This is a genomic window from Fimbriimonadaceae bacterium, from assembly GCA_019638775.1.
Classification (GTDB): domain Bacteria; phylum Armatimonadota; class Fimbriimonadia; order Fimbriimonadales; family Fimbriimonadaceae; genus JAHBTD01.
This window is the reverse complement of sequence record JAHBTD010000002.1, coordinates 804,392-818,043: the sequence shown is the minus strand read 5'-3', so window position 1 is coordinate 818,043 and position 13,652 is coordinate 804,392. Positions and strand designations below refer to the sequence as shown.

General features: G+C 54.0%; 15 protein-coding genes and 1 tRNA gene. 7 read left to right on the top strand and 9 right to left on the bottom strand.

Going from position 1 to position 13,652, the window contains the following annotated elements; genetic code table 11:
- Positions 1-327: an FKBP-type peptidyl-prolyl cis-trans isomerase gene (locus KF784_10050; GenBank protein MBX3119397.1), complete on the bottom strand. Its 327-nt coding sequence runs from the start codon at positions 325-327 to the stop codon at positions 1-3.
- 253 nt (positions 328-580) lie between these two features.
- Here KF784_10050 and KF784_10045 point away from each other — a divergent pair.
- From KF784_10045 to KF784_10035, 3 genes are all read left to right on the top strand, one after another.
- Positions 581-656 (top strand) — tRNA-Arg (locus KF784_10045).
- Positions 657-732: 76 nt separating this feature from the next.
- Positions 733-1,194: a MerC domain-containing protein gene (locus KF784_10040; protein ID MBX3119396.1), complete on the top strand. Its 462-nt coding sequence runs from the start codon at positions 733-735 to the stop codon at positions 1,192-1,194.
- A gap of 29 nt (positions 1,195-1,223) precedes the next feature.
- A complete protein-coding gene (locus KF784_10035; GenBank protein ID MBX3119395.1) occupies positions 1,224-1,784 on the top strand; it encodes a GNAT family N-acetyltransferase in 561 nt (186 codons plus the stop codon).
- Here KF784_10035 and KF784_10030 read toward each other — a convergent pair.
- Positions 1,778-3,079, bottom strand: a complete 1,302-nt coding sequence (locus KF784_10030; protein MBX3119394.1) for a PD40 domain-containing protein — start codon at positions 3,077-3,079, stop codon at positions 1,778-1,780. The genes KF784_10035 and KF784_10030 overlap by 7 nt on opposite strands.
- A 157-nt stretch (positions 3,080-3,236) precedes the next feature.
- Between KF784_10030 and KF784_10025 the strand changes: the two genes are divergently transcribed.
- The 4 genes from KF784_10025 to KF784_10010 all read left to right on the top strand — a co-directional run bounded on the left by KF784_10025 (position 3,237) and on the right by KF784_10010 (position 7,348).
- Positions 3,237-3,935, top strand: coding sequence for a hypothetical protein (locus KF784_10025; GenBank protein MBX3119393.1), 699 nt, complete (start codon positions 3,237-3,239; stop codon positions 3,933-3,935).
- Positions 3,936-4,025: 90 nt separating this feature from the next.
- Positions 4,026-4,484: a hypothetical protein gene (locus tag KF784_10020; protein ID MBX3119392.1), complete on the top strand. Its 459-nt coding sequence runs from the start codon at positions 4,026-4,028 to the stop codon at positions 4,482-4,484.
- 109 nt (positions 4,485-4,593) lie between these two features.
- Positions 4,594-5,979, top strand: coding sequence for an MBL fold metallo-hydrolase (locus KF784_10015; protein ID MBX3119391.1), 1,386 nt, complete (start codon positions 4,594-4,596; stop codon positions 5,977-5,979).
- A 43-nt stretch (positions 5,980-6,022) separates the two neighbouring features.
- Positions 6,023-7,348, top strand: a complete 1,326-nt coding sequence (locus tag KF784_10010; protein ID MBX3119390.1) for a serpin family protein — start codon at positions 6,023-6,025, stop codon at positions 7,346-7,348.
- A 39-nt stretch (positions 7,349-7,387) separates the two neighbouring features.
- On the opposite strand, the gene KF784_10005 is transcribed toward KF784_10010, so the two are convergent.
- From KF784_10005 to KF784_09975, 7 genes are read right to left on the bottom strand one after another with little or no spacing between them, the layout of a single operon-like run.
- Positions 7,388-7,876, bottom strand: a complete 489-nt coding sequence (locus KF784_10005; GenBank protein ID MBX3119389.1) for a hypothetical protein — start codon at positions 7,874-7,876, stop codon at positions 7,388-7,390.
- On the bottom strand, positions 7,873-8,472 hold the full coding sequence (locus KF784_10000) for a lytic transglycosylase domain-containing protein (protein MBX3119388.1): 600 nt from the start codon (positions 8,470-8,472) through the stop codon (positions 7,873-7,875). The genes KF784_10005 and KF784_10000 overlap by 4 nt, the downstream gene beginning before the upstream one ends.
- 14 nt (positions 8,473-8,486) lie before the next feature.
- Entirely contained in the window at positions 8,487-8,906 is a 420-nt protein-coding gene (locus KF784_09995) for a flagellar FliJ family protein (GenBank protein ID MBX3119387.1), read from the bottom strand.
- Complete coding sequence (gene fliI / locus KF784_09990) at positions 8,899-10,158, bottom strand: flagellar protein export ATPase FliI (GenBank protein ID MBX3119386.1); 1,260 nt, start codon at positions 10,156-10,158, stop codon at positions 8,899-8,901. Before fliI ends, KF784_09995 begins: the two co-directional genes overlap by 8 nt.
- Before the next feature lie 56 nt (positions 10,159-10,214).
- Positions 10,215-10,892: a hypothetical protein gene (locus KF784_09985; protein ID MBX3119385.1), complete on the bottom strand. Its 678-nt coding sequence runs from the start codon at positions 10,890-10,892 to the stop codon at positions 10,215-10,217.
- Complete coding sequence (gene fliG, locus KF784_09980) at positions 10,885-11,895, bottom strand: flagellar motor switch protein FliG (protein ID MBX3119384.1); 1,011 nt, start codon at positions 11,893-11,895, stop codon at positions 10,885-10,887. The genes KF784_09985 and fliG overlap by 8 nt, the downstream gene beginning before the upstream one ends.
- Entirely contained in the window at positions 11,892-13,634 is a 1,743-nt protein-coding gene (locus KF784_09975; protein MBX3119383.1) for a hypothetical protein, read from the bottom strand. Before KF784_09975 ends, fliG begins: the two co-directional genes overlap by 4 nt.
- Positions 13,635-13,652 lie beyond the last annotated feature (18 nt).

The following is a 13,652-nucleotide window of genomic DNA, read 5'->3' as shown; positions in this document are numbered from 1 at the left end:
TTAGTCTTCCACCGCAAGAAGTTCGACGTCGAAAATGAGCGTAGAATTCGGGGGAATTGCACCAGGAGCGCCGCGCTCGCCGTAAGCCAGGTGGCTTGGAATGGTGAGCTTGCGCGAGCCGCCGACCTTCATGCCGTCGAATCCTTGGTCCCAGCCCTTGATGACGCGGCCTGCGCCGAGTTTGAAGTTGAAGGGTCCACGGTTCTTGCTGGAGTCGAAGACGTTGCCATCTTCGAAATATCCGGTGTAGTGGACGCTGATGTTCTTGCCGGCGGTCGCCTCTGCGCCATCGCCTACGGTGATGTCTTCAATAATGAGTTCGGACATTGGGACATTATGGCAGGGGGGAGGAATTGTAGATTGAGGATTGGAGATTGGAGATTGAGGATTGCAGATTGGAGATTGGAAATCCAAAATCCAAAATCCAAAATCCAAAATCGGAAATCTATCTTATGATCTTTAACCTTAAGTCTGTGATGCCCTCCACTGATTTCGGATGTCCGATCTCTGATTTCCTGCTTTGCCCGGGCCCAATTTGCCCTGCGTCCAGACAGGGATGCGGTATATTCATCGGGCCAACGCGCTCGTAGCTCAGTGGATAGAGCAACAGGTTGCGGACCTGTAGGTCGGAGGTTCGAGTCCTCTCGAGCGCGCCATCCCCAAACCCTTCTTTTTCTCATAAAGAAGTCCTACCCTCTTTGTTAAATGCAAAAATAGTGCAATAATAGGATTGTGGCAAAGACAGTGAAGGCTTTGAACTGGGACAAGCTTGGATCGTGGGCAAGCGGTTTGTGTGCTGTGCACTGCCTGCTCACGGGGATTGCGCTGGGTTTGCTGTCTGTTGTCGGGCTTGGGTTTATGGCAAATCCCTGGGTCGAATACGGGTTTATCGGCACAGCCATCGTGGTCGGCATTGCGGCGATTGTTCATGGACGACGCCATCACGGCTCTATCGTCCCGGCGATTATCTTTGTCGCTGGTATCGCTTTGATCGCAATCTCGCACTTCGTTTTTGGACATGGACACCAAGCCGCGATCCATAAGGCGCATTCTTCAACGCTTTGGGCCACCTTGACCGCGGTTGGCGGTGGTACCTGTCTTGTGCTTTTTCACGTTGTCAACCAGTGGATGCGGCATCGGTCTTGCGGCTGTGTTCACAGTAAAGACTGCGAACATGGCGCTCATACTGCCTAAGTGGGCATTTCCTGCTGTAGACTTTGTCGGTGGGTGGCGATTCCGACCTCTGTCATATGGTTCAGTGCCGTTTAGCAACGGCTGACGATGCGCATTGTATGGCTCATATCTCCGTCGAAGGCTGGCGGTACGCCTATCAGGGGATTCTCCCGGCTCAGATGCTTGACGCGCTCGATGTGGAGGAGCGGACCAAGAACATGCTCTCTCGGATGTCTCAGTATGATGGAGTCGAGCAGTTTGGGCTTGTCGCTGTCGATGCACAGGATCGAGTGTTGGGGTTCATTGAAGGCGGTCCCCAGACCTCCCCGGCTGAGGGCATCGAGGTTGAGATTCAGACCCTCTATGTTCACCCGAAAGCGCATGGTCGTGGAATCGGGAAACTCCTACTCACGGAGGCGGTACGGCGGTTTGTTGCGGCGGGGCATCGCTCGATGATCGTTTGGACCTTTCGGGACAATGCCGCAGTTGAGTTTTATCGAAAGCTGGGAGGGACGCTCGCGAAGGAGTCGACGTATAAATTAGCCGACGTCGAGTATCCCGACGTCGGCTATGCTTGGTACGATCTTCCCACTTGGCTTGCGTCTCACTGACGGAATTCGAGCGGCGCTCGGAACCGCCCAATTGGTGGACGATGAGTGCCTCCGTAACCGAATGCGCCAAAGCCTGTCGGTGAGAAGGAGCTTCCTCCGCCTCCAGCTGACCAGAAAGTGTAGGTTTGGACGTTTCCGAGGACGAGTGTCATTCGGTTTGCCCCGTTGAGATCGCAACGATAAAGCCCTTGATCGTCAACACCGGCAATCGGGTCGATGATGGAGAAAGACACCAGCGTGCCAGCTTCGTTTAACGAGGGTCCAAATTCGTCAAGTCCACTGTTTGTGACCTGTACTTGCGATCCCCCTGCGGCTGACATCTGATAGATGTTGTAGTTACCGTCAAGGTCGGTCGAGAAGATGACAAACGATCCATCTTTGCTCCACTGGGGATTACGCTCATCGGCAGCCGTGTTCGTCAGGCGTGTCGCGCTGCCTCCACCAATCGGGATTGTGAAGAGATCGGACGCGGTGGCCTGGAATTGGGAATAGAGAATCTTTGTGCCGTCGGGACTGATTGCCGCCTCTTCCGCGCTCGTCATGTTGGTGAGGCCGGTGCCGTTGGCGTTGATCCGGTAGAGCCGGAAATCACCTTCGGAAGTCGTGGCTGTGAAGACAATCTGCGAGGCGTCGGGAGTGTACTGCAGTGTGCCCGTGTAGATGAAATTCTGGGTGGTGAGGCGCGTTGCCCCGGTTACCGTTGGCGTCGTATTTGTGTACAGGTCGTACTTTGGAATGCTGCCGCCGGATGTTTGGGCAAAGAACGCAAACTTGCTGCCGCCGGGGTTGGGAACGGCGGCGGGAATGGTCTTGACATAGGCGATGAGGAGTTGGTCGTCAGAGCCGTTCGGTTGGACTGAGCGGATTTCATACCCCGCAGGTCCGAGCCCGTTTACGTAATAGACCCGATCAGGTTGGAATCCGCCGGTGCCGCCAGTTGTTGTGCTTCCCGTTGTCGAGCCTGTCGTTGATCCTGTCGTGCTGCCGGTTGTGGAAGTGGTGCCACCCGTTGTTGAAGTGGTCGAGCCTGTTGTTGACGTTGTGCTGCCGGTCGTCGAGGTGGTGCTACCCGTTGTTGAAGTCGTAGAGCCCGTTGTCGACGTTGTGCCACCCGTCGTTGAAGTTGTAGAGCCTCCAGTAGCTGTGCCGGAGCCCGACCCAGAACCAGTACCGGTCGCAGTCGCGCTGGTTGTGCTTCCACCACCAGCTCCGCCACCACCACAGCCGATGATCAGCGCGAGGGTCACGCTCAAGAAGATAACTACAATCAAGTCAGGACGTCGGATCGCATGCATAAAAAAGCCTCAGGGACACTATTTGACTGACGAATTATGGACCGGTTTCTCATCTGTTAAGTTCGCTGGCATGTATTTTGGTCTGGTAAAGTCCCCTGCAAGAACGAAACACTTTCCCTTTTTCTACGTTCAAAAGAGGGCGTCGGCAGAAACAATCATGAAAACTCGAATCATCTCCGTTTTGTTGCTCGCAGCAACTGCCTGTATGGCAAATCAGCAGACCTTCAGCATGGAAAGGAAGTACAAGGTCGGCGACAAGGATGTTTATGCCTACAAGGTTGCAATGGAGATTGAGATAGGCAGCGTTGATTTGAGCATGGACATCGTTCACACGGTGACCAAGGTCTATGAGAACGGCGATGCGGACATCGAGGTCGAATCTGCCAACACGAAGATTTTGCTGAATGGTCAGGAAACTCAGCAGAATTCGGGAAGTTCTTCAAAAGTTACGACTCGGGTTAATAAGTTCTTTGTAAAACAGAAAGCTGAGGGGTCGGGAGCACAACGCAGCGGTGCAGCGGGGATCGGCGATCTTATGATGTCGTTCGATAAGGTTCTCACCCTTGGCACCGAGGCGAAATTTGAGTATGTCGATCCTGACAACCCCAAGAAAAAGTCTGAGAGCACTGTGCTTTTGCAGTCGGTTGATGGGGGAGTTGCAAAGGTCTTGATTCGATCGATCGTAACCACCGAGGGTCAAAAAGAGCCGCAAAAGGTGAACACGACGGCATGGTTCGATGTCGCGAGCGGTAAGCCCAAGAAGTACGAAGGAACGATCAGTGGCATGCGCATTGGGGGGCAAGGCGGGCCAGATATGGCGGTAAAGAGCGCCAGCTTTACGATCACACGAACGTAGGCCCCAACTTCGGCGATTGAGTTTGCGAGAAGGGCGCTTTACGATTTGCCCTGAGCGACGGCATTTGGATGACCGATCATTCCAATAGCCATGCTTGCAGCTATATTTTACGGCATCGGATGTTTCGTCCTTGCCTTGATCCTAACGAGCTTGTACGCGTTTACGCGGCCGATTCAAGCGCGTGGAGAGATGCGATCTTGGCGCGTGCTTATCGGTCTCTTCATCTTTTTGACCATCGCGCCTTACGGGGGGATTGAGATCATGACCCGCGTTTGGGGGTCGGGCATGAAACCGGCCGTCGAAGAGGGGCTGACCGACGCCGGAATCAAGGGTGATTTAGGCTATTACAAGGTGCTTTTTACAAGCGGTAAAGAGGCACGGGTCCTCGCCGTTGGAGTTGAAGAAGCGCCCTGGGGCGGCACGGACAAGGCGGTTGTGAAGATGACTCTCAAGAATGAGGGTGAGAACAAGTGGTCGGCAACTTCCTTTAAAATCGTCTATTCCGAGAATCGCAACGTTGATGGTCTGATCATTCCTCCGTATTGGTAAGGGTAGCTATCAGCTATCAGCTATCGGCTATCGGCTATCGGCGATTTAGAAATTGCCTCATGCTCTCTTCTGGCATAACCCGGACTCAAACCAGCCATACTTGACTTGAATGGCAAACCGGATTCAATTTTGCGGGGCCGCTCAGACCGTAACGGGGTCGCGGCATCTCATCACCACTAATGGCAAGAAGATTCTTGTGGACTGCGGGCTCTTTCAGGGCCGTCGAGAGATACGCGAGCGGAACTGGGAACCGTTTCCAATCGACCCTCGCGAGATTGACGCCATCGTTCTCACCCATGCCCACACCGACCACCTTGGCTTCTTGCCAGTATTGGTCAAGCTTGGCTATCGAGGGCCGATTTACTCCACAAAAGCGACCCTTGGGCTTGCTCGAATCAGCCTTCCAGATTCCGGTCGTTTGCAGGAAGAGGACGCACGCTACAGGAACAAGCACGGATATTCTCGCCACAAACCGGCCCTGCCGCTCTATACCGAGAAGGACGCATACGCTTGCTTGAAGCAGTTCCACACGGTGAAGTATCGAACGAACGTGGACTTGCCCGGTAAAGCGATCTTCCGCTACTCACCAGCGGGACACATCCTTGGTTCGGCATTCATTGAACTGTTCTTTGAGAACGGTGAACGGATAGTGATGAGCGGTGATGTCGGGCGATATGACACGCCAATCATCAAAGATCCCTGCTGCGTCGATTTTGGCGAATACCTTGTGATGGAGAGCACTTACGGGGATCGACTGCACGAGCAGTCTGACCCAGAAGGCGAGCTTGAGAGAGTGATTGGGGATGCCGTTCGTGCGGGGTCTGTGGTCTTGCTTCCGAGCTTTGCCATCGGACGCACTCAAGAAGTGTTGTACTACGTCAAGAAGCTGCAGGATTCGGGGAAGATTCCCCGTGTTCCGATCTTCGTAGACTCTCCGATGGCGACCAAGGCGACGGTCGAGTATCTCAATCAAACCGAAGAGCACGATGAAGAGGCAAAGCTGGCCTTTGACATGAATGATAATCCTATCGAGCCAGCGCTTCTTGAGTTTGTCCGAGACCGGGACATGTCGAAGATGCTGAACTCTCGCAAGGGGCCGATGATGATCATTGCCGGCAGTGGGATGGCTAACGGTGGGCGTATCCTGCATCACCTTTTGCACCGCATCGAGGACCCCTCGACGATTGTGGTTTTCACCGGATACCAAGCTGAGGGAACGCTCGGCAGAGAGATACTGGACGGGGCTCCAGAGATAGAGATCTTTAGAAGAACTCTGAAGGTGAGCGCACGAATTGAGCGGCTGCATGCCCTGTCGGCGCATGCCGATCAGGCCGAGATGATGCAGTGGCTTGGTGACTTCAAGCAGCCGCCAAAGAAGACCTTCTTGGTCCATGGCGAACCGGCTGTTCAGGAAGTTTTCCGTGACAAAATCGTCAAAGAGCTAGGCTGGAAGGTCGAGATTCCCAAACATCTCGAAGCATTTGACCTGGTTTGAGCGTTGAACCAAATAGACTCAGCAAAACACAAAGGTTATGGACATGAAGCGCACAACGTTGTTGGTAGGAGTAATTTCGGCGATGGTGGCACTGGTGGGCTGCGGCGGCTCTGGACGTCAGGCCGATTCGCCTTACGGGGTCAATCGCTTTGCAGCCAGCCCAGAAAAGGTGGCGGGGGCTACACGGGCGATCACAGAAGGGAAGGGAGCAGCAGTGGCAAATAGTGGCAACGACTTCGGATTTCGCCTTCTGGGAGAGCTTTGGAAAGATGCACCCAACACGAATCTCTTCATCAGCCCAGTCAGCGTTGATCTTGCGTTGGGGATGACATACAACGGCGCGGGCGGAGATACGAAGACAGCGATGGCGAAGACGCTTGGTGTCGACAAGATTGAGCTTTCGCAGTTCAATGAGGCCAGCCGGAATATATTGACTGTGCTAGCGAACCCTGATCCCAAGGTCAAGCTTGAGATCGCGAACTCCATCTGGATTGATAAGGAGTATAAGGTCAAAGCCGACTTTGTCAGCAGAAATGAAAGCTACTTCGGAGCGTACGTCACCAACCTTGATTTCAAAGCGCCAGAGGCTACAAAGACCATCAACAGTTGGGTGAATGAGAATACCGGTGAGAAGATTCCAAAGATCGTTGAAGAACTGGACCCTGATGCGAAGATGATGCTGGTTAACGCCGTCTACTTTAAGGGCCTTTGGAGCACACCTTTCGATATCACTCGCACCAAGGACGAGGAGTTCACCAAGTTCGACGGCAAGAAAGTGAGTGTGCCGATGATGACCCGGGGTCAGGAGGATTTCCTCTATCAGGATCACAAGGATTTCCAAGGGGTTCAGATTCCGTATGGCGCAGGTCAGGTCAAGATGGTTGTCTTGCTGCCGAAATCCAGCACGAAGTTTGCGGACTTCTTGAAGGGCGTGAATACCAAGAATTGGGCGGCCTGGATGAAGCTCTTCAAGACAAGCCAAGGAACCGTGACGATCCCGCGTTGGAAGGTTGAGCAGTCGTACATGCTCAAAGATGCGCTGTCTGGGTTAGGAATGGCTGCCGCTTTTGATCCTAAAGTTGCCGACTTTAGTGGGATGCGGCAAGAGAAAGACTTGTTTATCAACCGCGTCATCCACAAGACGTTTGTTGAAGTGAACGAGGAAGGAACGGAGGCAGCAGGCGCGACGGGCGTTGAGATGAAGCCTACGGCGATGCCGATGCCTGACAAGACCTTTACGTTCAAGGCAGATCGCCCGTTTGTGTACGCCATCATCGATTCGAAGACGGATATTGTCCTCTTCCTAGGAGTTGTTGGAGACCCGGTAGGGAAGGCAGAGTCAGGGGCAAAGAAAGACGGCAAGTCGTAGGGTGCTGGACACGCGTTCGCTTGCTTAGAGAAAAGTCGATTATCCGCCGTCGCCGTAGACCTTCGATGCTTCTTCTTGGATCAGTTTGCTGATCTTAGAAGCTCTTGAGGCGTCCATCGATCCTAGCAGGAGGGCAACTTTTTCAGGTTCCATCACGGCTAGCTGTGGGGCGAGGTCTTCGTCCTTCCAGTCGGCGGTGATTCTTAAGAGCGTCGCCACATCCATGGAGTTCCAGAGCTTGGCGAGCTTCTTGCGGCCTTGCACGATATCGACTTGATAATCGGGCTCGGGTGGTTTTACTGTCGGCTGAGTTGCGACAGTCGCCGGCGGGCTTGTTTCTTCTAGGACTGTGGGTTCAATTTTGTCTGAGTTGTAAAGCCCAAGAGCTTCTTTGTCCGCATCGTATAGCCCAGCAGTTTTCTTGGCCGGTGAGATTCCAGGAATCTGTACCATTCCCATCTTCGCAGCGCCAAAAATTCCTCCACCGATAAGGACAAGTGGGATGATAATCATGAGCATCTTTTTCATGCAGACCTCTTTGCTTCATACGTTGCGAGCACTTTCTGAACGTAGTTCTGAGTTTCCTTGTACGGCGGGAGTCCACCATGACGATCGACTGCGCCAGGGCCAGCATTGTAAGCAGCCAGAGCAAGACGAACGTCACCGTACTTGTCAATCATCTTAGCAAGATAATTTGCTCCACCCATCAAATTCTGCTGGGCATTGAATGGGTCGGTGACGCCTAACGATTTGGCGGTACCGGGCATGAGCTGTGTGAGTCCCATCGCTCCCGCGCTTGATCTTGCGTTCGGGTTGTAGCCGCTTTCGGTTGCAACAAGGGCGTCGAGCAGGCCTGGATCGATGCCAGCTCGCGCTGCGGCTTGGTCAATCATTGGTTTGAGGTCGTTGGGCGAGCTGAGGCCATCAACCTTAACGCCGGGACCAAATGGATTTAGCGGCTTTAGGGATGCGTTGCCACCGATCTTTCCCATTAGGTTTGAGAATTCATTGGGTGGGGTGGATGTATCCGACTCATCGTGGCGGGTTGTCAACTCCTCAATCCGGGACTTCAACTCTTGCATCCGTCCGACTGCGTTTTGATAGCCCAATAGTCGCGGTTCCATCTTTTACTTCTCCGTTAGGCAGCTTTTCGAGTCGTTGCCCACTCGTCGAGCGCGGCCTGTTCCTTCTTGCTTTCATCAAGCATCCAAGCCTCGTACTCTTTCTGACGTAATTTCTCGAGCGTTTCAAGCTCCATCTTCTTGTCAATCCACTCTAGGCGCCGATTCTCTTCGTCGTGAGCGAGCATTTCAACGATGATCTTCTGCTGTCGCTCTTGATCGTCGAGCGCCTGGACCATCTCCTGCAATGCGACCCTCTCGTGAACGGTGCTCATCTCTGTGCTCAACAGTCTGTTGCGCTGATCGTTGATTGAATGGATAAAGGCTTCTGCTTCCAATCGCGCGACCTTCGCATCCAGGTAGGCATCTTTTGCCTGCTCTTCCAAAATCGCTCTATAATCGCGGACTCTCTCTAATCGAAACTGAAACTTAGCCATGGATAACCTCATTCAAGCGTGTGAGTGTTTCGGAGAGCGGTGTGCCCTCAGATTTGTTTTGTCGAAGGAAACCATTTATTGCATCCCACTTGTCGATTGCCTTGTCTGCCAGAGGCTTAGCTCCGGGTTTGTAAGCTCCGATGGTGACCAGGTCCTCTACGTCGTCATAAGCAGCAAGCAGCTCGCGTAGATCTCGTGCCAACTGGACGTGCTCAGGAGAGGTGACCATGGGCATGACACGACTAAGGGAGTTTAAAACGTCGATAGGAGGGTAGTGCCCTCGACTGGTCAACCTTCGATTGAGGACAATGTGTCCATCGAGAATCGAACGTGCCGCGTCGGCAATGGGTTCGTTGTTGTCGTCACCCTCAACGAGTACCGTGTATAGGGCAGTGATGGACCCGCTTTTGTCGTTTCCAGCGCGCTCCATCAGTTTTGGGAGGAGGGCAAATACGCTGGGTGTGTAACCCTTTGTGCTGGGAGGCTCACCTATCGCCAGCCCAACTTCTCTCTGAGCCATCGCAAAGCGTGTGACGGAGTCCATCATCAGCATAACCTTCAAGCCTTGATCGCGATAATATTCGGCGATTGCTGTCGCCGTGAAGGCTGCTTTGATACGCACCAGTGAGGGTTGGTCTGAGGTTGCGCAAACTATCACAGATCGCTTGACTCCTTCGGGGCCAAGATCATTTTCGATAAACTCTCGGACTTCACGACCTCGTTCGCCAACGAGGGCGATCACGTTTACGTCGGCATCGCAATCGCGGGCGATCATGCCGAGTAAGGTGCTTTTGCCGACTCCCGAACCCGCGAAGATGCCGACACGCTGGCCTATTCCAACAGTCATCGCCCCGTCGATGGCTCGAACTCCCGTAGAGAAGGGCTCGGCAATCATCTTCCGCTCAAGGGCATTGGGAGGTGTGTTGTAGATTGGATTTGTCGAGCGCGCATTGAGAGGTCCGAGCCCGTCCATCGGCTCGCCGATACCATCCAAGGTGCGTCCCAGAAGTTCTGGACCGACGGGTACTCGCAGACAATGCCCCGTACCATGCACGTAGCAGCCAACGCGGATACCAGCTAGATCACCAAGGGGCATCAGGAGGACGCGATCATCTTTGAAGCCGACCACCTCAGCACGGACAAGCTCTCCGTGATTTGACTCGATCAGACATAAGTCACCGACCCTGGCGTTGGGGCCGCTCGATTCAACGATGAGTCCGACAACTTGGACGACTCTGCCATAGACACGCATTCGTGGAGAAGCGTCGATGCGCTTGCGCGCTTCGCGGAAAGTGGGCGCGATTACACTCACGCTGCTTCTCCTCGGAGGGTGTTTAAGATCGCTTCAACCTTTGTTTGAACAGTCGCATCCGCAGCGCCGCTGTCGGACTCGATTAGGCAGCCACCCGTGATTGAGGGGTCTTCGATGATCTCGACCTGCCGTACGCTGGGCGAAATCGCCATCAAGGATGCTTTGTGTTCGTTCAAGGTTGGCGAATCGAAGGGATTCACGCGGATACGAACTTTTTCGGTATTGGTAATTTCAGCGAGGGCTTCTTTGGTGATTCCAAGGATAACTTCTGGGTTGGTTGTCAGTTCGTTCCCAACGATTCTTGATGCAATGTATACGGCAAGTTCGGCGAGTTCTGGCTCGGCGGCTTCGTACCAGCGATCAATCGATTGAATGACCGTATCGCGCGCTTCGTTCAGCTCAGCCTGAAATCGGGCCAAGTATTCGGCCTGCTCGTCGGCAACGGCCTGTTGACCCTCAAGCCGTCCTGTTCGATAACCGTCCTCATAACCCTTGTGGAAGCCATCTTCCTGGGCCTGCTTGAGCATCCCATCCAGCTCGCTTTTGAACTTCGTTCGGAGGTCCGTGCTGCCTTGTCTGCGGGCAGCATCCACGGCGTCCTCTACGGGTTGAAGCGTGTGCAAGTAAGATGAGGCTCCATGAGCATGATCGCCTGTCAAAAAGGTTTTAGACAAGCACATCCTCCTCGCCAGCGCGGGAAATAGTGATCTCGCCTGCTTCTTCCAGTCTGCGAATGGCAGCAACAATCTTCTGCTGAGCTTCTTCGACGATCTTGAGTCGAACGGGTCCCATGAATTCCATGTCCTCTTTCAGCATTGCCACGGCGCGTTCCGACATGTTCTTGTAGAACTTGTTTTGAACCTCAACGCCAGTGCCCTTTAACGCTGTTGCAAGCTCCTTCATATCAACTTCTTTGAGGACTTGCTGCAGCGCGCGGTCGTCGAGTTGGATGATGTCCTCGAAGACGAACATCATATTCTTGACGGTATCGGCAAGTTCAGGATCTGATTCGGAGATCGAGTCCATGATAAGCCGTTCCGTTGTTCGATCCACTCGGTTTAAGAGGTCTACGAGAGCTTTGGGGCCTCCGGCATAGGTCATCTCTTGGCTGAGAACGGTCGAAATCTTCTTTTCCAGAACTTGCTCGATACGTCGGACAACTTCAGGAGGCGTCTGCTCCATGCTTGCGATTCGAGCAGCAACCTCAACACGAAGATCTTGTGGGAGCTTCGATACGATCTGGGCGGCTGCGTTGATGGGCATGTAAGCAAGGATGAGCGCGATGGTTTGAGGGTGCTCGTCCTGAATAAAGCTAAGAACCTGTGCGGGGTCTGCTTTTTTGAGGAACTCAAACGGCACAACCTGCATGGCTGTGACGACTTTCTCTATGATCGACTCGGCTCTTTCCGCGCCAAAGGCCTGTTCGAGCACACGCTTTGCATGCTCGATGCCGCCCTCAGCCATGTATTCCTGCGCAATGGCAAGCTCATGGAACTCGTGGATGACCTGGGCTCTTTGCTCGGGGGTGACGCGCTCAAGACGGGCGACCTCAATGGAGAGCTGCTCGACTTGCTCTTCCTTGAAGAAGCGCATCATGCTGCCCGATTGCTCCGGGCCAAGAATCATCAGCATGATTGCTGCTTTTTGTCGGGATGAAATATCTTCCTTGCGTCTCATCGTCGTTCCTCCGTGAGCCAGCTCTTAAGCAGCAGGGCAACGGTATCGGGTCGCTCTTCGGCCATCTTTCGAATCTGCTCGAGAGGGATGTTGAGTTTTTCGTCGATCTCACCTACATCGACTTTCTTCTTCTTCTTGCGAACTGGCTTTTGGGTCTCTTCGTCTTCTTCCTCGACCCACGTCTCATCCTCTGCAAGCTCCTCGGTTTCTCCAGGAGCGAGAGGGGCAAGCGACCGGCTTCCACTCCCCATCGTTAGGGCGGCGGTACCGCCCGATTGCAGTACATGTCCTCCGGCCATCGCGGTCACGACGACGTCCTTGGTCTTGGCGACTTTGGCAATTGCTTTCAGCACGACAAACGCGACGATGAAGAGGGCGGCGATTGGGAGGAGTGAGAACAACTGCTGAGTTCGTTCTTGGGCAGCAGCCGTTGAGACAGCCGTGTTATCGACGGGATGAAATGCCGATTCGACTACTGTGACGCTGTAGGTTGGAGAGTCTTTGCCTGCGTTCTTGAGTTGGTAGTCGTTGCCGACTTTGACGAGCCCAAGGTGTCCATTGAGGAACTGCTCAACCGCTTCCCTGGAAGGGGGCTGAATCACATCCTCTGGCTTTTGTCCCGGCTTTGGCTTCGGCGTTGCGGAGTTGATAACCACACTCAGAGCGACATTGGTAACTGCACCGGGAGTCTTCTCCTTCTTGGTGGTTTTGGAGTTGTATCGATAATCTTCTTTCTTTTGGGTTCCGGAGTAGCCAGAGTTTGTCGTGCCCGTTCCGGTCGTATTTGGGGGAGTCGTATTGGCGGTTGCACCGGCAGGTCCGCCCGTCGATCCAGCCGTCGATCCGCCGTCTCCAACGGTCTCGGTGACTTGGCTGACACTTCCAGGCTCTTCAGCTCGCTGATAAACAACGGACTCTTCCTGGGTCTCGTCCCAGTCCATTTCCACGCGGGTTGTGATCAGCGTTTGGCCTGGGCCGCACCATCGGTCGAGAACCTGCTGGAGCTCTCCGCGCATTTTTCGCGCGGCAGAGACTTCGGCAGAAATCTTCTTGTTTGCGGCGCCTTGGATTCCTTCTTGACTGCCGTCGAAGAGCTGCGATCCATCCGATCCGAGGATCACCACATCTTTCTTATTCAGTCCAGGCACGGCGCGTGCCACGAGAGCAGCCATGGCCTGGGCGTTGTCGCCTCCGATGTCATAGCCGCCCTTGGGCGTGATTGTCACGCTTGCCGAGGCTGGCACATCTTCGACGGCGAACTTGCCCTTCTCACCAGGGTTGATGATGACGGTTGCGGCGCTAACGTTCTCTAGTCCTTCGAGGGCACGGGCGATCTCCCCTTGCTGAATGGCGACGAGTCGTGCTTTCTCAACATCGGAGGAGGTCATCAAGCTGATGTTTCCGAGAGCCTCATTCCCGATGTGGCTTGAAGTTGGGGCCGCGCCGGATGTTGCTAGCCGCGTCTTGACTTCATCAAGCTTGTTATCGGGGACTCGAACCGTGCCGCTGACCGTGTCATATTCAACCCCGATCCCCATGCCTTGTATTTCGGCGACGACTTTGCCCATCGTCGCGGGGTCGAGGCCACCATACGCCACCGCCATTTTAGGCCGCGTCGAGATGAAGAATGTTGCTCCAAGTAAGAGAACGAGGAACGCACTGCCAAAGATGGAGACAACCCGCTGTGTGCGATCGGCTGTTTCCCACCAGGCTCTGATTTTAATAAAGATTCCGCCCATGGCTTAGGATTTCTTCCT

Coding starts and splice junctions, on each gene's coding strand:
- KF784_09975 (MBX3119383.1), bottom strand. CDS start 13,634: ATGGGCGGAATCTTTATTAAAATCAGAGCCTGGTGGGAAACAGCCGAT.
- KF784_10050 (MBX3119397.1), bottom strand. CDS start 327: ATGTCCGAACTCATTATTGAAGACATCACCGTAGGCGATGGCGCAGAG.
- KF784_10005 (MBX3119389.1), bottom strand. CDS start 7,876: ATGAAAAAGATGCTCATGATTATCATCCCACTTGTCCTTATCGGTGGA.
- KF784_09995 (MBX3119387.1), bottom strand. CDS start 8,906: ATGGCTAAGTTTCAGTTTCGATTAGAGAGAGTCCGCGATTATAGAGCG.
- KF784_10010 (MBX3119390.1), top strand. CDS start 6,023: ATGAAGCGCACAACGTTGTTGGTAGGAGTAATTTCGGCGATGGTGGCA.
- fliG (MBX3119384.1), bottom strand. CDS start 11,895: ATGAGACGCAAGGAAGATATTTCATCCCGACAAAAAGCAGCAATCATG.
- KF784_10015 (MBX3119391.1), top strand. CDS start 4,594: ATGGCAAACCGGATTCAATTTTGCGGGGCCGCTCAGACCGTAACGGGG.
- KF784_10020 (MBX3119392.1), top strand. CDS start 4,026: ATGCTTGCAGCTATATTTTACGGCATCGGATGTTTCGTCCTTGCCTTG.
- KF784_10030 (MBX3119394.1), bottom strand. CDS start 3,079: ATGCATGCGATCCGACGTCCTGACTTGATTGTAGTTATCTTCTTGAGC.
- fliI (MBX3119386.1), bottom strand. CDS start 10,158: ATGCGTGTCTATGGCAGAGTCGTCCAAGTTGTCGGACTCATCGTTGAA.
- KF784_10000 (MBX3119388.1), bottom strand. CDS start 8,472: ATGGAACCGCGACTATTGGGCTATCAAAACGCAGTCGGACGGATGCAA.
- KF784_10025 (MBX3119393.1), top strand. CDS start 3,237: ATGAAAACTCGAATCATCTCCGTTTTGTTGCTCGCAGCAACTGCCTGT.